The 18,085-nt window shown below is 71.8% G+C and carries 19 protein-coding genes; 8 read left to right on the forward strand and 11 right to left on the reverse strand.

Translation table 11 applies throughout. The annotated features are described in order from the left end of the window. Window positions 1-208: 208 nt before the first annotated feature. A complete protein-coding gene (locus tag ABD793_RS27800) occupies window positions 209-793 on the reverse strand; it encodes a class I SAM-dependent methyltransferase (protein ID WP_344865198.1) in 585 nt (194 codons plus the stop codon). A gap of 79 nt (window positions 794-872) precedes the next feature. Between ABD793_RS27800 and ABD793_RS27805 the strand changes: the two genes are divergently transcribed. Beyond that, a complete protein-coding gene (locus tag ABD793_RS27805) occupies window positions 873-1,496 on the forward strand; it encodes a helix-turn-helix domain-containing protein (protein ID WP_344865200.1) in 624 nt (207 codons plus the stop codon). Window positions 1,497-1,535: 39 nt separating this feature from the next. Beyond that, entirely contained in the window at window positions 1,536-2,057 is a 522-nt protein-coding gene (locus ABD793_RS27810) for a bifunctional nuclease family protein (protein ID WP_344865202.1), read from the forward strand. A gap of 4 nt (window positions 2,058-2,061) precedes the next feature. On the opposite strand, the gene ABD793_RS27815 is transcribed toward ABD793_RS27810, so the two are convergent. Together ABD793_RS27815 and ABD793_RS27820 are read right to left on the reverse strand one after the other, a co-directional pair. Continuing rightward, window positions 2,062-2,487 (reverse strand): STAS domain-containing protein, encoded by a 426-nt coding sequence (locus tag ABD793_RS27815; protein WP_344865203.1) that lies wholly within the window; start codon window positions 2,485-2,487, stop codon window positions 2,062-2,064. 141 nt (window positions 2,488-2,628) lie between these two features. Then, a complete protein-coding gene (locus ABD793_RS27820; RefSeq protein WP_344865205.1) occupies window positions 2,629-3,465 on the reverse strand; it encodes an LLM class flavin-dependent oxidoreductase in 837 nt (278 codons plus the stop codon). Window positions 3,466-3,614: 149 nt separating this feature from the next. Here ABD793_RS27820 and ABD793_RS27825 point away from each other — a divergent pair, with 149 nt between their 5' ends. Further along, window positions 3,615-4,145: a PadR family transcriptional regulator gene (locus ABD793_RS27825; RefSeq protein WP_344865207.1), complete on the forward strand. Its 531-nt coding sequence runs from the start codon at window positions 3,615-3,617 to the stop codon at window positions 4,143-4,145. Next, window positions 4,145-5,359, forward strand: coding sequence for a cytochrome P450 (locus ABD793_RS27830; protein WP_344865209.1), 1,215 nt, complete (start codon window positions 4,145-4,147; stop codon window positions 5,357-5,359). Before ABD793_RS27825 ends, ABD793_RS27830 begins: the two co-directional genes overlap by 1 nt. A gap of 18 nt (window positions 5,360-5,377) precedes the next feature. Here ABD793_RS27830 and ABD793_RS27835 read toward each other — a convergent pair whose 3' ends face one another. The 3 genes from ABD793_RS27835 to ABD793_RS27845 form a co-directional block, all read right to left on the reverse strand. After that, window positions 5,378-7,774 (reverse strand): glycoside hydrolase family 2 protein, encoded by a 2,397-nt coding sequence (locus ABD793_RS27835; protein WP_344865210.1) that lies wholly within the window; start codon window positions 7,772-7,774, stop codon window positions 5,378-5,380. A gap of 167 nt (window positions 7,775-7,941) precedes the next feature. Further along, window positions 7,942-9,282, reverse strand: coding sequence for an extracellular solute-binding protein (locus ABD793_RS27840; RefSeq protein ID WP_344865212.1), 1,341 nt, complete (start codon window positions 9,280-9,282; stop codon window positions 7,942-7,944). A 203-nt stretch (window positions 9,283-9,485) separates the two neighbouring features. Then, on the reverse strand, window positions 9,486-10,358 hold the full coding sequence (locus ABD793_RS27845; RefSeq protein ID WP_344865214.1) for an NAD-dependent protein deacetylase: 873 nt from the start codon (window positions 10,356-10,358) through the stop codon (window positions 9,486-9,488). Between the two features lie 96 nt (window positions 10,359-10,454). Between ABD793_RS27845 and ABD793_RS27850 the strand changes: the two genes are divergently transcribed. Then, window positions 10,455-10,628 carry a hypothetical protein gene (locus tag ABD793_RS27850; protein ID WP_344865216.1) on the forward strand — a complete coding sequence of 58 codons (174 nt, stop codon included), beginning with the start codon at window positions 10,455-10,457 and terminating at the stop codon, window positions 10,626-10,628. Between the two features lie 132 nt (window positions 10,629-10,760). Here ABD793_RS27850 and ABD793_RS27855 read toward each other — a convergent pair whose 3' ends face one another. Beyond that, the gene (locus ABD793_RS27855) at window positions 10,761-12,152 is read right to left on the reverse strand and encodes a PI-PLC domain-containing protein (RefSeq protein WP_344865218.1); all 1,392 of its coding nucleotides are present in this window, start codon (window positions 12,150-12,152) and stop codon (window positions 10,761-10,763) included. A 74-nt stretch (window positions 12,153-12,226) separates the two neighbouring features. Between ABD793_RS27855 and ABD793_RS27860 the strand changes: the two genes are divergently transcribed. The 3 genes from ABD793_RS27860 (at window position 12,227) to ABD793_RS27870 (ending at window position 15,350) form a co-directional block, all read left to right on the forward strand. Further along, window positions 12,227-12,997, forward strand: a complete 771-nt coding sequence (locus ABD793_RS27860) for a nucleotidyltransferase domain-containing protein (protein ID WP_344865220.1) — start codon at window positions 12,227-12,229, stop codon at window positions 12,995-12,997. A 51-nt stretch (window positions 12,998-13,048) separates the two neighbouring features. Continuing rightward, a complete protein-coding gene (locus tag ABD793_RS27865; RefSeq protein WP_344865222.1) occupies window positions 13,049-13,846 on the forward strand; it encodes an IclR family transcriptional regulator in 798 nt (265 codons plus the stop codon). 226 nt (window positions 13,847-14,072) lie between these two features. Beyond that, window positions 14,073-15,350, forward strand: a complete 1,278-nt coding sequence (locus tag ABD793_RS27870; RefSeq protein WP_344865224.1) for an MFS transporter — start codon at window positions 14,073-14,075, stop codon at window positions 15,348-15,350. Window positions 15,351-15,396: 46 nt separating this feature from the next. On the opposite strand, the gene ABD793_RS27875 is transcribed toward ABD793_RS27870, so the two are convergent. The 4 genes from ABD793_RS27875 to ABD793_RS27890 form a co-directional block, all read right to left on the reverse strand. Further along, window positions 15,397-15,936 (reverse strand): CHAP domain-containing protein, encoded by a 540-nt coding sequence (locus ABD793_RS27875; protein WP_344865226.1) that lies wholly within the window; start codon window positions 15,934-15,936, stop codon window positions 15,397-15,399. Window positions 15,937-16,080: 144 nt separating this feature from the next. Further along, window positions 16,081-16,968, reverse strand: coding sequence for an XRE family transcriptional regulator (locus ABD793_RS27880; protein WP_344865228.1), 888 nt, complete (start codon window positions 16,966-16,968; stop codon window positions 16,081-16,083). Window positions 16,969-17,022: 54 nt separating this feature from the next. Beyond that, entirely contained in the window at window positions 17,023-17,406 is a 384-nt protein-coding gene (locus ABD793_RS27885; protein WP_344865230.1) for a DUF6463 family protein, read from the reverse strand. After that, window positions 17,403-18,002, reverse strand: coding sequence for a DUF2867 domain-containing protein (locus ABD793_RS27890; protein WP_344865232.1), 600 nt, complete (start codon window positions 18,000-18,002; stop codon window positions 17,403-17,405). Before ABD793_RS27890 ends, ABD793_RS27885 begins: the two co-directional genes overlap by 4 nt. Between the last annotated feature and the right edge of the window lie 83 nt (window positions 18,003-18,085).

Below are 18,085 nucleotides of genomic sequence, written 5' to 3' on the forward strand. Positions count from 1 at the left end.
GCCGGGCCGGGGTTACGCGGCAGCCGGCGCCGCGGTCAGGGCAGGAACACCGGACCGCGGGAAGCGTTCGACCTCGGCTGGAAACGGGCCGCGGTGTGCCGTGGCGGTGTCAGTACCGAACTGCTCGAAACCTCTTCCCCGGAAACGGGTTCCGGTTGGCCCGGCACTGCTGGCGACCACTGGGGCGAGCACCCGGCGCCGTTCTGGGTCACCGCAGGCGTTCGGCGCGCAGCACGGTGTCGTGGGTGTGCTGCGTGCCCTCGGGTGGTGGTCCGGGCCGGGCACGGATTTCGTCGGCCAGCACGGTCCAGCCGGCACCGAGGAGCGCGGCGACGTCCGAGGGCTGGTAGTACCCGGCGTGCTCGGAGGAAAGGCCGGTGAGTGCGTGGCTCACGAAGAGCATCGTGCCACCCGGCGCGACGGCGTCGAGCAAGCCGCGCAGAGCCCGATGGCCAGGGCTGCGGCGCAGCGGGAAGTACTGGAGTGAGACCAGATCGAACGCACCGGCCGGTGGCGCCACCGCGGTGAGGTCACCCTCGGCCCAGGCCACCCGCGCGGCGACGTCCGCACCGGTGGTGGCCGCGCGGCGCAAGGCCGTCCGGGAAAGGTCGACTGCGGTGACCCGCCAGCCGCGGTGGGCCAGCCACCGCGCGTCGGCGCCTTCGCCGCAGCCGACGTCGAGTGCCTCGCCCGGCGCCAGGCCGGCCACCTCGGCAGCGAGCACGCCGTTGGGTGCACCGCTGAACACCTGCTCGCAGCCGCGGTACCGGTCTTCCCAGAACTGTCTGTCCACGGAAGTCACACTGTCGGTTCCCCGGACGGAGTGACAAAGCCGTTTGCGGAAACCGCAAAACCGGGCGCACAGTGGTGCCATGACCGGATCCACGACCGACGAGTTCGATGCGGTGCTGACCGCGGTCGGCCCGCGGCTGCGGGAGCTGCGCCGGCGCAGCGGGACGACACTGGCCGGCCTCTCGGAGACCACCGGCATCCCGATCAGCACGCTGTCCCGGCTGGAGTCCGGGCAGCGCAAGCCGGGTCTGGAACTGCTGCTCCCGCTGGCGAAGGCGTACCGGGTGCCGCTCGACGACCTGGTCGCCGCGCCGGCCACCGGCGATCCGCGGGTCTACCCCCGGCCGTTCACCCGGCACGGGATGACCGTCGTGCCGCTGACCCGCAACCCCGGCGGGCTGCAGGCGTTCAAGCACATCGTGCCCGGCAGCCGCTTCGGCCGGGAGCCCGATCCCCGCTCGCACGAGGGCTACCACTGGCTGTACGTGCTCAGCGGGCGGCTGCGCGTGGTGCTCGGCGACCAGGACCTGGTGCTCACCGCGGGCGAGGTGGCCGAGTTCGACACCCACCTGCCGCACTGGTTCGGCAACGCCGACGAGCGGCCGGTGGAGTTCCTCAGCATCCTCGGCCCGCAGGGCGAGCGGTTCCACATCCGGGCGCGGTACCGGCCGCGGACAGGTGAGAAAGCGGACTCGGATGGGTAGTTCACCATCGAGAACTTCCCGGGAGGCAGGGTGATCCCCATGGTGCAGGTGCGGGTGCAGGGACTGGCGGTGGTCGCGCGGGAGGCGGCGCCGGTCGTGCTGCTGCGCGAGGAGAGCGGGGCGCGCCGCTGGCTCGCGATCACCATCGGCGCGCCGGAAGCGCAGGAACTGGCCGCGGCGCAGGAAAACGTCGTCTCGGCGCGGCCGGGCACGGTCGAGCTGATCATCGACGTGCTCACCGCACTGGAGCAGCAGGTGGTGCGGGTCGAAATCACCAAATTGCGGGAGAGCGTGTTTCACGCCGACCTCGTGCTGACCGGCGACCTGCGGGTGTCCGCGCGGCCGAGCGACGCGATCGCGATCGGGCTGCGCTCGCGGGTCCCGCTGGAGGTCGCCGAAGCCGTGCTGGACGAAGCTGCGGTCGACGTGACCGTGGCGGCCGGCGACGAATCGATGCTCGAGGGCGAGCCCGGCGAGTCGAACGAGGAGGAGATCCAGCGTTTCCGCGATCTGCTCGACGAGGTGAGCCCGGAGGACTTCATCGACCCCGGCGGGGAGTGACGGCTCAGCCGGGCGGCATCGACCGCGGCGGTGGCACCCTGGCCGCGGTCAGGCTCGCGGCGGCACCGGGCCGCGCGCAGTCCAGCGGCGCCAGCGAGAACAGCCTGCAGACGATGGGCGATTCGCCGGGATCGACGGCGAAGCGCACCCCCAGTGCCGCGGCGCGCAGCTGCAGCAGCCGCAGCGTGCGCAACCCCGACACGGCGAGGAACGTGGTGCGGCGCAGATCGACGACCACCAGCTGTACGGTGCTGCGCAGCCGGGATTCGACGACCTCGGCCAGCCGGGCGGAGCTGGCCAGGTCCACCTCCCCGATCGCCTCGACGAGTGCGGTGCGGGGGCCCGGATGGTGGACGCGCAGCACCAGCGTCCCGAGCGGATCGGCAAGGGGCAGCGTGGTGGATCTGGCGATGTGGTGTGGGGCGCTCATAGCGGCCCTTCCTTTTTGAGCCGGCGAAGCACGAGGCTTCCGGTGCGCGGGTTGCGCGCGGCTGGGGGCTCAACCGACTGTCACGGTAACCCGGGACGGGCGGGGAGGGAACCGCCGAGCGGGCATCCGAGTGAACCGCGGTTACGCCGGCCGGCGGAAGGCGGTGCGTGGCGGGCCCGCGTCGACCACGGTGAGCGACAGTGCGAGCGGATCGAAGTGGATGAGGGACTCCATCCACCACGTCATCCCCGCTTGCGCCAGTGCGGTCAGATCGACCCGTGCCGGCTCGTCCCATGCAGGGCTGGCGTTGCCGGAGACGGCCACGTCGTACGGCCGTCCGGACGGGCGCACCCTGGCGACGATCCGGGCCAGCGCTTCGGGCGCGGGCGGTTGCGGGCCGGGCAACGGGAAGATGCCGTCACTCGCGGCGGCTCGTTCGACCACCCGCGGATGGCTGCTGCCGCAGGCCGTCCACAACGGAATCGGATACGGCTCGGGTTCGGCGGCGTCGAGGTTCACCCGATAGTGATCGCCCTGGTGCCGCAGTTGCTGTCCGGCCCACATCGCGCGCACGACGGCGAGCGCCTCGTCGGTCCGCGCCGAACGCACCGGCGCGTCCACCGGATCGCCGAACCGGCCGAAGTCCCCGGTCTCGTCCGAACCGATCCCGGCACCGACCACGAGCCTGCCGCGCGAGAGCCGGGCGACCGTCGCGGCCTGCCGGGCGAGCACCCACGGGCGGCGCCGGGCAGGCGGGGTGACCATCGGGCCGAGCCGCAGGCGCGAGGTCGCCTGTGCGATTGCGCCGAGCGTGGTCCACGGATCGGCGATCGGCGGTTGCGCCGGCACCACGTGATCCCAGAGGAACACCCCGTCCCAGCCCGCGGCTTCGGCCCGTACCGCGAGGTCGACGAGCACCGCGGGGTCGCCGAACGGCCCGAACGGGGGCAGGTAGAGCCCGTACCGTGGTTCGTGCACCGCTGCTCCTCGGGCTCCGCCGCCAGGATCCGGGCAACGATAGCCCGCCGGGGATCGCGCCGCGGGTGTGTCCGGGCCTCGGCCGGTTTCCGCGGAACCGGCCGTGAGTCCGTTGCTCTGTTACGGGAACCTAGGTTACGGTGACCTAGATGTGGATCGACGTGCTCCTCCTCGCCAAGCTCGCCGAGCGCCCGTGGCACGGCTACGAGCTGCGCAAACAGGTCGAGGAGTCCAGCGGGCGCGCGTTGTCGAACAACTCGCTCTACCCCGCGCTGCGGCGGTTTGCCGAGGCCGGTGCGGTCACCCGGACCGCGCAGGCGCAGGAGGGCAGGCCGCCGCGGCACGTGTACACGATCACCGACGTCGGCCGCGAACTGCTGCACGACCTGCTCGCCGACCTGCCTGCCGAACTGGCCGGTGATCCGGCGGAGTTCCTCGCGCGGCTCGCCGGCTTCGGCAGGCTGGAGCCGGCCGAACGGCTGCGTGTGCTGGACGCGCGTGAGAAGGCCGTTGCCGGGCAGCGGGAACGGATGGCCAAGCTCGGCACCGGGCAGGCAGATCCGTGGAGCAGGCTCGTGCTGGCCGAGGTCCGCCGCCGCGCCGAACACGAACAGGACTGGCTCGCGTCGCTGCGGACGCGGGCGGAGCAGCGTTCCGGCCCACCCGAGGAGGACACCTGATGACGACCACCGAACGCGCGCCCCGGCTGCCGTTCGCCCGGCCGAACGTGCTGGAGATCGCGCCGCTGTACGAGGTGCTGCGCCGGGAAGGGCCGATCGTGCCGGTCACGACGCCCGCCGGTGATCCGGCCTGGCTGGTCACCGCCTACGAACAGGCCCGCGAGGTGTTCGCCGACGCCCGGTTCGGCCGTTCGCACCCGGCGCCGGAGGAGGCCTCGACGGTCTCGGACGCGGCGTTGCTGAGCGGGCCGCAGGGTGACTACGACAGCGAGGAAGCCGCACACGCCCGGCTGCGGCGGCTGCTCGTACCCGCCTTCTCGGCCAACCGGATGCGCCGCCTCGCCGACCACATCCAGGAACTGGCCGACCGCTGCCTCGACGAACTCGAAGCGGCGCACGACGCGGCCGGCGGCGCCCCGGTCAACCTGCACGAGTACCTGTCCTTCCCGTTGCCGGTGCTGGTGATCTGCGAACTGCTCGGCGTGCCCTACGCCGACCGCGAGAAGTTCCGCGCACTGTCCGACCGCATCGGCGTGCTCGACAGTGACGGCGATGCGCAGGTGGCGATGGACGAATTCATGGCCTACACCGCGGAGCTGGCCGCGGCGAAGCGGATCGAGCCGGGCCAGGACGTCGTGTCGGACCTGGTGGCCGCGCAGGCCGAGGACCCGACGTTCACCGACGAAGATCTCTCCCGGCTGGCCGCCGGCCTGCTGTTCGCCGGGCACGAGACCACCTCGAACCGGATCGACCTCGGCGTGCTGTACCTGCTCACCGACCTGGAGCGGCGCGACGCGCTCGCTGCCGACCCGCAGCAGCGGCTGCACGCGTGCGTCGAGGAGATCCTGCGGTTGTCCGCGCCGGGCGGGCTCGGGTTGCTGCGTTACGCACGCGAGGACGCGGAAATCGGCGGCGTCCGGATCGCGCGCGGCGACGCGGTGATCATCTCCACCAGCTCGGCCAACCGCGACGAGTCGGTGTTCTCCGCTCCCGAGGAGTTCGACGCCCAGCGCAAACCGAACGCACACATCTCGTTCGGCCACGGCGGGTTCTTCTGCATCGGCGCCAGCCTGGCGCGCACCGAACTGCGGGTGGTGTTCGGCTCGCTGTTCCGGCGGTTCCCCGGGATGCGCCTCGCGGTGCCGGCGGCGGAACTGGAGGTGCGGGCGAACCGGTTCACCGGCGGGGTGGACCAGGTGCCGGTCGTCTGGTGAGGACGGCCCCCGGCGTCCTCACCCGGCGGTGACGGTCGCGGTGGCGGCGTCGAGGAACGGGTGAGTCGCGGTGACGGTGATCGTCCCGGGCGTGCCGCGCACGGAGCGGATCCACACCGCGGCGGCACCGCCCAGCGCGCCGAAGTCCAGGTACGGCTCGCCGATCAGCACGCCCGGTCCGTCGACCGCGACGGTCAGCACCCCGCGGGCGTGCGGGCGGGGTGCGCCGTAACGGTCGACCGAGCGCAGGGCGACCCTGGTGGTGTCCTCGCCGTCCGCGGTGATCTGCGGATCGTCCGCGGTCACCGCGAGGGTGTCGAACGCCGGGTCGGCGCTGAACCGGCGGCGCAGCACGGTGCGCCCGCCGATCCGGCCCTCGATGCTCAGCTCGGGCAGTGCGCGCCCGTCCACCCGCAGGTCCACCCGGAACGGCGGGTGCGCCAGATGCGGGAACGCCACGTGGTCCGGCCGCACGATGAGCGGGCGCCGGCCCGTGACGGTGACCACCAGGGTGTCGCAATTGGACCAGACGATCGCGTCGCGGCCCGGTCCGGTGCGGGGTGAGCCGGGGCCGAAATCCCAGAAGAACGCCGGTTCGAGCACCGCCCCGCGGGCCGGATCGCGCTGTGCCCGGTAGAAACCGGCGCCCGGCTTGGGGATCCGGAAGAAGTCCAGTACGCCGGGGTACTTCACCCCGCGCTGGGAGTGGTACCAGCCGGAGGGATAGTCGAACGCGCACCACGCCAGCAGCCCGCAGTACCGCGGATCGGCGGCCGCGCGCTCGTGCACCCAGGCGTGCAGCAGTCCCTGCTGCCGCTGGATCGCGGGGGAGTCCGTGCGGCGGACATGCGGCGAGCCGACGAGCGTGCCGACCGCCTCGCTGACCAGGTACGGGACCCCGTGGCGGGGCGGGCGCAGCGTGGGCGGCGCGCCCGGTGGCCGCGGACGGCTGTAGTCGTTGAACGAGAACACCCCGCCGGCGGCTTTCACCGGGTACAGCGGGGAAACGTAACCGCGCTGCCCGGCCACCGCGCCGGTGCACGGCCGGGTCGGGTCGAGCCGGGCGGCCAGCTGGTCGGTCTTGCCGTACAGCGCGTACTGCCCGAGCGTTTCGTTCACGCGGGTGCCCCACACGACGATCGACGGGTGGTTGCGGTCGCGCACGATCATGTCGTGCACGTCGCGCACCGCCAGTTCCTGCCACGCGGTGTCGCCGACGTGGTCCCAGCCGGGCAGTTCCTCCCACACGAGGAGCCCGAGTTCGTCGCAGGCGTCCAGGAACGCGGTGGCCTGCGGGTAGTGCGAACAGCGCACCATGGTGCAGTTCAGGTCGTCCTTGAGGATCTGTGCGTCCCGGCGCTGCACCCGGCCGGGCATCGCGCCGCCGACGAACGGGTACCACTGGTGCCGGTTGAGCCCGAACAGCTTGAGCGGCCTGCCGTTCAGCCGGAAACCGTCCACAGTGAAGCGTGCGTCGCGCAGCCCGGTGCGTACCGGGTAGGTGTGCACTTTCCGCCCGCCGACCGAAAGCGTCACCAGGATGTCGCACATCGCCGGATCGTCCACGTCCCACAGCCGCACCGCGCCGAGGTCCTGCAGGGCGACGGTCACCGTCGTCTCGCCCTTGCCCACGCCGGACCGGTCGGTGAACGACGACGCCAGCTCGGTGCCGTCCTGGCTGAGCGTGGCGGTGAGCCGCACCGGGCCCTTGACCGGCTTCGCGCTGTCGACCGTGCAGTGCACCAGCACCGTGCGGTTCGGGGTCAGCACGGCGACCTGCTGGGCGTGCACATCGGACAAATACGCCTGCGGAACGCCGCTCAGCTGCACTGCGCGGTAGATCCCGGCCGGCTGGTAGAAGTCGATCGCGGTCGGGTTCGGGTACTCCGGCAGATCGGGCGGGGTGTCCTGCTGCCAGCGGCCGTCGACGACCACCGCGAGCAGGTTGTCCCTGCCGGTGAGCGCGCCGGTGACCTCGCAGACCAGCGGGAGGTACCCACCGCTGCGCGCGGCGATCCGGCGGCCGTTGAGGTAGACCGTGGCGGCGCTGAGCACCCCGTCGAAACGCAGGAACGCCCGGTTGGCACGCAGCTGCGCGGGTGCCAGGAAATGCTGCCGGTACACCCAGACCTGCTGCCAGTCCGCCGGATGCCAGTCCTGCCAGGACAACGGGACCACGCAGTGCGGTACGGACACCAGCGCCAGGCCGCGGTCGTCGAACTCCGGATCGGTGCATCCCTGGGTGTACGGGCCGAACAGCCAGTCGGCGCCGAAACCCTCACGTGCCACCGGTGCCGTGGGGCGGGACAGCACGGCCGAGAGCGCGGCCGAACCGGTGAGCGCGGCGCCCGCGCCGAGCAGGAAACGGCGCCGTGGGTGCGCGCGGCGCCGGTTTCCGGAACCGGGATCGGACATTCCTATGCGGACCGCCGGCCGCGGATTTCCGGGCAGCGAAGCCGGAAACCGCCACATCCACCGGTTCCGGCGCGGTCCGCGCACGGCCTCGATCGCTCCATGGCGCCGAGCTTACTTCGGTGACCCCGGCCCCGTCGGCGACCGGCGCGGTGCCACCACCCGGCGGGCTATTTGCGGTACCGCGCCGAGACCTCGTCCGCCATCGCGCGGATGTCGGCGAATGCGTCCCGCAGCGAGCGGTCGTCGGTCATCACCGAAGCCAGCGTCTCGGAGGCCCGGGTGCCGAGATCCTGGAACTCCGGCACCGCGACGAACTGGATGCCGGTGGTCGGCCGGGGCTGCACACCGGCCTTCCGCGGATCGACGGAGGTGATCGACAGATAGGTGGGCATCGCGAAGGCGCCGGCTTCGGCCAGGTACTCGGGGTCGTTGTAGGTCGAGTACCGCTTGCCTGCCGGTGTCTTCGCCCAGCCGACCACCTGCCCGGCCAGCCGCTCGTAGTCCTTGCTCGAGGCCCACGACATGAACTGCCAGGCCTCGTCCGGATTCTCGCTGCGCTGTTCCAGCCCCCAGGCCCAGGTGTAGAGCCATCCGGACGCGGCGGTCTTGACCACGGGCGCGGACAGGTAGCCGATCTGGCTGCGCACCGCACTGTCCGCGGCTTCGAGCTGCGCGGCACCCGCCGTCGAGTCGTACCACATGGCGACTTTTCCCTGCAGCATGTCGGCGAGGCACTCCTGGTATCCGGTGTGCACCGGATCGTCCTCGCCGCTGCGGCGCAGCAGGTCGAGGTAGAACCCGACGGCCTGCTCGAACTCGGGGGAATCGGTTCCGACCTGCCAGTCACCGCCGAACCACGTCCCGCCGAAGGTGTTCACGACGGTCGTCAGCGGCGCGATCATCTCGCCCCAGCCGGGCATCCCGCGCAGGCAGATCCCGTGCATCCCGCTGCCCGACTGCTCCACCGCCTTCGCCGCGTCCGCGACCTGCTGCCAGGTGGGGGTGGCGGGCAACCGGATGCCGAGCTTGCCGAGCACGTCGGTCCGGTACATCAGCATCGACGATTCGCCGTAGAACGGAGCGGCGTACAACTGCCCGTCGGCACCACGGAGCGAATCGGCGATGGGTGCGAGGATGTCCTTCTCGTCGAACTGCTCGTCGTCGCTCGAGTACGGCGTGAGCGGCTTCAGCAGCTGCTTGCCCGCGAAGATCGGCACCTCGAAATTGCTGATCGAGGCCACGTCGTACTTGCCTGCCTGAGTGGTGAACTCCTGGTGGACCTCGTCGCGCAGCCGGTTCTCCGGCAGGACGGTGAAGTGGACCTTGATACCGGTCCGCGGGGTGAAGTCGGTCGCGGTCAGTTGCTGCAGCTCCACCATCTGCGGGTTGTCCACCATGAGGACGTTGATCGTCGTCTCGGACTTGACCCCGCACGCCTGGGCCGACAAGACGAGCAGGGCCGTCGCCATCGCGGGCAGTGCCTTGGTCCTGGCCACCCTGCCTGCCATCCGCTTGTTCCTCACACGACCCCCGTGGCGTAGTAGGTGTGAGCTGCCTCACGGCGCGCAAATGTAGAGCACTGCGCCGGACGGAGTATCGGCTACCCCGGGGTAGTGGCACATTCGTGCAGACCCGTTGCACAACGGCGATCATTCGGCGCCTTTCGGCTGGCCGGATGGCACTGCGTTTGAGAAAGGGCCGCGCGTCGGGTTCAGCCGAGCAGCGCGCACAGTTCGGCCAGCGCCGCGCCGAGCGAGCGGTCCACCCGCACCGCCGCGTACCGGTCGCCCCGGGTCTGCCCGCGGTTGACGATCAGCACCGGTTTGCCGGACTGCGCGGCATGCCGGACGAACCGCAGACCGGACATCACGGTCAGCGAGGAGCCCAGTACGAGCAGCGCGGCGGCCTCGTCGACCAGCCGGTAGCACCGCTGCACCCGCGGCTGCGGCACGTTCTCGCCGAAGAACACCACGTCCGGTTTGAGGATGCCGCCACAGCCGGTGCATCCGACGACGGCGAACGTGCGGACCACGTCCTCGGCGAGTTCGACGTCGCCGTCCGGGTTGATCCGGGTCGCGGTACCGCCGAAATCCGGGTTGGCGGCGCGCAGCCGGATGTCGAGTTCTTCGCGCGGGGTGATCCGGCGGCAGCCGAGGCAGATCACGCGGTCGAGGTTGCCGTGCAGCTCGACCACGCCCGGGGTGCCTGCCGCGCGGTGCAGGCCGTCCACGTTCTGCGTGATCACTGCCGAGACCTGCCCGCCGGCCCGCAAGGCCGCCACCGCATGGTGCCCGGCGTTGGGGGCGGCGCGCGCGATGGTGCGCCAGCCGAGGTGGCTGCGTGCCCAGTACCGGCGCCGCCCGTGCCCGCTGCCGGTGAACTCGTCGAAGGTCATCGGGGTGTGCCTGCGCAGGCTGCCGGTCTCGCCGCGGTAGTCGGGAATGCCGGATTCGGTGGAGATCCCGGCACCGGTGAGCACCAGGACCCGTCCGCGGGCGACGATCTCGGCGACGTCGGCGAGACTGCCCGTACCCGGAAGTGGTTCACCGGGCGCGGCCCAGGTCAGCGTCGGTCGGGTGCGCACCGGGCCAGTTTACGTGCGGCCGGGGAGCGGTCGCGGTGATCACCCGGGTGGGGCAGGTGCGGTTGACCGGCCGGACCGGTGGGTATCACTGCGACCATGTGGTTCGCGTTGGCTACGCCCGTGGTCCTGATGGTCGCTGCCGTGTTGATGGAGCGGTTCGAGCGATATTGCGATCAGGACTCCGTGCCCGCCCGCGTGCAGGTGAAGGTGCCGGAGCCCCGGGCCGAGGCTCGGGGCGTGTCCTTCGGGGCCGTGGTGCTGCGGCACTAGCCGCGCCGTCGTGAACCAGCCGCAGTCGCCCGGCAGGGCATGCGGTGTCGGGTGTTCTTGGGAGGAACACCGGACACCGCGGGTCCGGGCTCTCCCCGTCGGGGTGGGAGAGCCCGGACCGGTGCCGGGTTTTCAGCGTGCCGCGGTCCGGGTCAGGTCCTGGTACCAGTCGTCCCACGGGTGGTTGGTCGCCGCGTAGTTCGCAGGCGGATCGGTGGCCAGCGAAGCCGAATCGAAGTCCCAGCCACGGACCAGGTGGCCGCTTTGCCGTGCGGAGACCAGGAACGCGGACTCGCTCGCCGGTGCGCCGTAGAACAGTGCGTCCTGCTGCAGCTCCGCCGGATCGCCCTTCTGGTACTCGTCGAACGCCACCTGCGGGTACCGCACCCGGTCCCCGGACACGCGATCGGTCGAGTAGCGCACCGTCTCGGCCGGGGTCGGACCGTCGGCACCGGTCGTCACACTCACCCGCCGGCTGCCGGACGTCGCGGAGGACCGGTCGTAGCGCGGGTCGGTGGTTTCGGCGTTGCCGGTCCAGGTGACGGTGTCGCCGTCGAGGCTGCCGTGCCACTGCCAGTTCTGCTCGTTCGCCGCGCTGCGGTGGATCTCCCGCACCCCGTCGCCGGTGAACGCGACGGTCGGCAGTACCCCGTTGTCGTACTGGTGGCTCGCCGCCCAGGTGATCTCGCCGTCCGCGCCGAGCCGGCCGGTGCGGTACCACAGGGTGGCCGCGTTCTGTGACTGGTGCACCTCGACGATCCGGCCGGAGTCGTCGAGCGCGATCGCCGGGGTCCGGCCGCTGTCGTAGCGGCCGTGCCGGGTCCAGCTCACCCGGCCGTCCGCGCCGTAGCTGCCGGTCCAGTACCAGAGCGCGCCTGCACCGGAGTCGTGCACTTCCACGACCTGGCCACGTCCGTTGAGCGCTACCGCCGGGTGCTGCCCGACGTCGCGCCGGTACGCCGCGCGCGTGCCGCTGTCGCCGGACAGCAGCGTGAGCACCTTGCCTCGCAACGAATCCGTGGTCGCGTCCGCCGGGTACTCCGATGCAGGCAGCAGCCGGGTGCCGAACGCGCTCTGCAGTTCCGCGTTGAGCGCGGCGAGGTTGCCGTCGGCGAACGAGGGATTGTCGGTGAGGTCGTCCTTGAGGTCGAGCATCAGCACGATCGGCGCTGCGGTGGGGTGCGCTGCGGACCAGCTGCCGACCACGTCGAGCCAGTCCCGGAGGTTGTTCGACGCCGGATTGCCGTCGTGGTCGACCAGATCGCCGGGGGACCCGTGGCCGACCCCGTAGTCGTGTGCGGTGGCGTAGCCGTTGTCGTGCACGTCGAACTCGACGAAGCGCACGCCGTGGTCGAGCTGGTAGCCGATGGCTCCCTTGGCGCCGTCCACGTCGCCGGAGTAGCTGTTGTGCGTGGCCAGGAACGTCGTCGAGGGGAACGGCTGCGCCGCGGCGGAGGCCGGGACGGCGGTGACGAGCGCGGCACTGGTGGCCGCAACGAGCGCGGCGAGAGCGAAACGGTGCATGAAACCCCCAGATCGTGGTGGCGAACCGGAAAAAGCGTAGCGATTCTGCCCGGGTTTCGTGGCAGCATCCCGAGATGCCGGAGAACTTCGAGGAAACCTTTGCCGAGCATGTCGCCGATCTGCTCGCCGGACTGCCGGGGGTACGCGCCGTGGCACTCGGCGGCTCGCGGGCGGCCGGTACGCACCGCGACGACAGCGATTGGGATTTCGCCCTCTACTACCGCGGCTCGTTCGACCCCGCGGATCTGCGGGCGCTCGGGCTGCCGGGCGAGGTGTCGGAACTGGGCGAGTGGGGTGGCGGCGTGTTCAACGGCGGCGCCTGGCTCACCGTCGAGGGCCGCCCGGTCGACGTGCACTACCGCGATCTCGCCTCGGTCGAACACCAGCTCGCCGAGGCACGGCAGGGACGGTTCCACTGGGAACCGCTCGCCTTCCACCTCGCCGGGATCCCGAGCTACCTGGTGGTGGCGGAGCTGGCGGGCAACCGGGTGCTGCGCGGACAGCTGCCCCGCCCGCAGTACCCGGAACCGTTGCGGGAAAGCGCTCCCACATTCTGGCACGCCGCCGCGGAACGGACGCTGGCCTACGCCAAGTCGGGCTACGTCGCGCACGGGCGGATCACCGAAACGGCTGCGTCGGTGGGGGTCGCGGGCCTGCAGACCGCGCACGCGGTACTCGCCGCACGCGGGGAATGGGTGACCAACGAGAAAACCCTGCTCGCCCGCGCGGGTCTGCGGGAGCTGGACGCGCTCGTCGCCGGGCTCGCGCACGACCTGCCGGGTGCGTTCGCCACCGCGGCCGCGTTGCTCGACATCGCCGTCCGCGACCGTGCACAAAGGACGTAGCGGCGAAGACCGTCCGGAGGTGGGTTGCCGGGCGCCCGGCGGTGCCGGATGATGGGCGGCTCACCCGTCCCGCCGAGGTCCCGGAGGCACACGATCGCGGGTAATGCCGCCGAACCCGGGCGCACGGTGCTCAGCCGTGCGTTCGCGGTGCTGGATTCCTTCCTGGACGCTCCCGTCGACAAGACGCACGGCGAGATCACCAGAGCGAGCGGGCTCGCACCGGCCACGGTGCACCGGCTGCTCGCCGAGCTCACCGGCTGGGGTGCGCTGGAACGCACTGCCCGCGGCCGCTACCGGGTCGGGCTGCGGCTGTGGCAGCTCGGTTCGCAGGCCCCCGGTGGCCGCGGGCTGCGGGATCTCGCCCTGCCGTTCCTGCAGGACCTGCTCCAAGTGAGCAACGAGGTCGTGCACCTGGTGGTCCGCGATCAGGATCGCGCGCTGTACCTGGAAAAACTCGAGGCGCACCCGGATGTGGTGGTGACCTCGCGGGTCGGCCTGCGGCTGCCGATGCACGCCAGCGGGCCCGGCAAGGTGCTGCTCGCGCACGCCCCGCGTGGCGTCGTGGAGCCGGTGCTCGCGGCGGGACTGGAACGCCGGGCCAGCGGCACGATCACCGATCCGGCGCGGTTGCGGGAGGCGCTGGCCGAGATCCGCCGGCAGGGATTCGCGCTGTCGCGGGACGAGATGACCGAAGGTGCGTCGTCGGTCGCGGCGCCGGTGCGCGGGCCCGCAGGCCGGGTCGTCGCGGCGATTTCGGTGGTCGTGCCGAGCCGCACGCCGAACCTCCTGCCGCTCGTGCCGGCGGTCCGGATGGCCGCGATGGGGGTCTCCCGCGCCCTGCAGCCGTGAACCGCCGTTCCGCTCAGTGGAAGCGGGGCTGGCCGGGCGGGCCGGTACCGCCGACACTGCGGAGCCGCTCGCCGCGACCGGGCGCGGGGCAGCGCCGGTCGAGCCCTGCCCGGATCCGGCCCGGTCCGCCATACTGCGGCATGGCGACGGCAGGCCGCGTGGCGCGGTGCCCGCCCGCAGTACTGCGTTTCCCGACCCGGTCCCCTCCGATGACGTAGGTGATGACATGACGGTCCCCGTTCCGGCCCGGCACGCAGGCTGGGTCGCCCCGCTCTGCTGGGCGGCGGTGGCGTTGGAAGGCTTCGATCTGGTGGTGCTGGGTGTGGTGCTGCCCGCGCTGCTGAAGGATCCGGACTGGGGCCTCGATCCGAACACCGCATCGCTGATCTCCGTGGTCGGCCTCCTCGGCGTTGCGGTGGGGGCACTGGCCACCGGACCGGTCATCGACCTGTTCGGCAGGCGCGGCACGATGCTGCTCACGGTCAGCTGGTTCTCGCTGTGCACGCTGTTGTGCGCGTTCGTGGACGGGCCGTGGCTGTTCGGATTGCTGCGGTTTCTCGCCGGACTCGGCCTCGGCGGGGTGCTGCCGACCGCGCTGGCGCTGATCGCCGAGTACGCCGGGGCCGGCCGCGGTGGCAGCGCGACCACCGTGCTGATGACCGGGTACCACGTCGGCGCGGTGCTCACCGCATTGCTGGGCATCCTGCTGATCGAACGGTCCGGATGGGAATGGATGTTCGTGCTCGGTGCCGCGCCCGCGGTGGTCCTGGTCCCGCTGATGCTGAAGTTCCTGCCCGAATCGGCCGCGTTCCTGCGCACCCGTGGCGGCTCCGCATCCGGCAGGCGGGCACCGGCGCGCAACCCGATCGCCATCCTGTTCCGGCACGGGTACGCACGGGCCACCATTGCGTTCTGGGTGACGTCGTTCATGGGGCTGCTGCTCGTGTACGGGCTCAACACCTGGCTGCCGCAGATCATGCGCGCGGCAGGCTACGAACTGGGCGCGGCGCTGGCGCTGCTGCTGGTGCTCAACATCGGCGCGGTACTCGGCCTGCTGATCGGCGGCCGGGTGGCGGACCGGATCGGGCACCGGCGCGCCGCGATCGTCTGGTTCGCCGCCGCGGCGGTGTTCCTGGCCCTGCTGAGCATCAAACTGCCCGGGGCGAGCGTGTACGTCGGCGTGCTGCTGGCCGGCATCTTCACCTTCAGCGCGCAGGTGCTCGTCTACGCCTACGTGTCGCAGGTGTATCCGGCGGCCGCCCGGGGCACCGGGCTGGGCACGGCGAGCGGGATCGGCCGGTTCGGCGGGATCTCCGGCCCGATGGTGACCGGGGTGCTGCTCACCGCGGGACTGGCCTATCCGTGGGGCTTCTACCTGTTCGCCGTGGTGGCCGCGATCGGCGCGGTCGCGATCGCGGTGGTGAACCGGGCCCCGGCAGCGGACGCACCGGTCACCGCCGAACCGCGCCGGGGTGCCGAGCCGCAGCGCGGCGCCGAGCCGTGACGGGTGAGCCGGGCACGGGGGCGCAGCACCCCGCGCCCGGCGGGCCTCACGCGTAGAAGTGGATGTAGCGGAAGTCGCCGATCGGGATGTCGTGCACGAGGTAGTGCCCGTCGCCGGCCCAGTTGTAGTCCTCGACCGTGGCGGTGTCGCCGTGCACACTGTCCACAATGGCCACATGGCCGTACTGCCCGGCATCGGTCTGTGCGATCGAGCCGGGAGTGGGGTTGGCGTCCACCTGGTAGCCGTTCTGGCCTGCGTTGTCGTCCCAGTACTTCGCGTCGCCGTAGTTGTTCGCGCTCTGGCCGTGCTGGTCGATGTTGAACGCGGCCCAGGAGACGCACTCGCGGTTGTACATGTTCCAGTCGTCGACGACGGAGTCCTGCGGGATGTCGCGCCACTTCGACGGGTAGGTGTCGCCGATGAGCCGCACCGACGAACTCGGCGCGGCGGTACCGAACTCCGCGGCCATCGACCCCGGTTGCGCCTGCGGGGCCGCCGACGCAGCGGTGGCCCCGGTGGCGGCTCCGGTGACCGCGAACGCGGCCGCCGCGACGGTCGCGGTGAGTGCTCTGGTGAGACGGCGCATGAGGATGCCTTTCGTGCCGGGGGGGACGGGAACCAGTGCGGCGGAAGGTAGCCAGCGGCTGACGCGCGGTGCCAGACAACTGTGGACGGATGCCGGATGACCGGACGGATCCGCAGGTCATCCGGCGGCGTTCACAGAATTGCCTCACCACGACCAGCACACCCCGGTGATGCCGGGACGCACGTCGCGGATGGCGAGGGTGACCTGATGCCCGGAGCCGACGCGCAGGGCCGCGCCGGGGTGCCGCGGCCCGCCCGGCCCGCGCCGTTCGAAGGCCCGCACCCGGTGCGGTGCGCGCAGCCCGAACTGGACCTGGCAGACGTACTCCGGAACGGGACGGGTGAACCGCCGCCCGTACTCCACGGTCGGCGCACCCGGCGGCAGCAGCACTTCGTAGTCGACGGCGGTCACCTCGCCCGCCGCGAGCACCCGGTCCAGCAGCAGCTCGCCGACGGTCATCCCGGTATCCCGGTCGATCCGCACCCGGCCGAGCCGGGCCGAGCGCACACCCTGGTAGCGGGGCGTGCCGGTGAGCGGGCCGTCGGACTGGTGGTAGGTCATCAACCGGTCGACTCCGTCGAGCGTCGCCTCCGCCACCAGGTGTGTCCACAGTGAACGTTCGCGGCTCTCGTCGTCGATCAGCACCCGCTCGTGCACCGACCAGAACACGACCTGCCCGTCCGGCGGCGGTTTGAGCTCGGCCGACAGCGGACGCAGCTCCGGCCACAGCCGGCGGCGTTCGACGCATTCCGGCGGACGGCCGAGCCAGCGTCCGCGCGGGGCCCGCGGGCCGAGCCGCGAGGTCAGCGCACCGGGGGAGAGGCCGAGCACCTGCTCCAGGTGCATCACCGCGTGCAGCGACGCTTCCCGTTCCGGGCGGGACCGGCCGCGGCGCCAGTAGGACAACGCCGAACGCGACAACGGCACACCGCGTTCGGCGAGGTGGTGCTGGAGCCGTTCCAGCGAAAGCCCGGACTCCTCGATGGCGGCGTCCAGCGTGACCGCGAACGATCCGGCGGGCTGCGGGGACACCCGGACAGCCTGGTCACCACGCCCGGACCGCGGAACCGACGAAAGTCCTGTTCGTCAAGCGGCCCGGCGGACCGCACGGCGGGTGCCGGCCAGCAGCAGGACGCCGGCCACGAGGGGGATCGGCCAGGGTGTGAGCGGGAGGACCACGGCGCCCAGCAGCGTCCAGATGCCGAGCGCCCAGGCGAGGAACTGCGGCGGGGCGAGCTGACGACGGTCCAGCCACAGCACGATCAACCCGACCGTGGCCAGCGGTGGTCCGAAACTGAACACACTCAGCCAGTACGCGGTGTTCGCGGTGCTCATGTGCGCGAGGTCGTCGTGCCACAGCGCCCCGCTGAACCACGCGCCCGCGTGGCGCGCGGCACCCAGCAGGGTCAACGCGAGCAAGGTGTGCGCCGCCCCGTACAGCGTGATGAGCCGGCCCGCCCACTTGATCATGCGCGCTCCTCGGCAACCGGGCGGTTCCGCCAGGCGCGTTCCCATTGCCGGGTGAGTGCCGGGTAGACGATCAGCCGGCGGAACGGCCGGATCGCGGCGAGGTAGCGGTCGCCGAACCGGCCGTTGGGCTTGACCAGCACCGCCATCCGCAGCTCGTGGTCACCGCCGGAACTGCGGACCCAGCCGAGGTGCAGGATCGTGTGGACGGTCCGGTTGGCCAGCTCGTGGGCGCTCTCGTCGGGCAGTTCGTAGACCGGCGCGAACGGGACGCTTCGCGGTGTCGTCCCGGCCGGGGCCTCACGCAGGTCCTGGGGCAGGCGCTCGCGCAGCGAACGGACCCGGGTGCCGAGGCTCGCGTCCGGCTCGTCCCAGCCGAACAGGGCACCGAGCCGCCACCGCACGGCGAACAGGAACCGGGCGGGCGCGGGCAGCCCGTCCGGTCCGCCGCTGTTCCACAACGCGGCGAGCATCGCGGGGAAGTCGTCCGGCCCGGCGCCGGGCGTGCGGAACGCCCAGACGTCCATGAGCCGGAAATCGGGCGCGATCTCGTGGATCCGCCACGGCAGGCCGGTGTGCGCGGTCTTCGGGAGTCTCATGGTGTGCTGCCTTCCCCCAGGTTATACGATTGCGTACAAGGTGAGGTTAACCCCGTTGTACGGGTACGCACAACAGGGTCGGA

The organism is Amycolatopsis ultiminotia (genome assembly GCF_039536925.1).
Taxonomy (GTDB): Bacteria; Actinomycetota; Actinomycetes; order Mycobacteriales; family Pseudonocardiaceae; genus Amycolatopsis; species Amycolatopsis ultiminotia.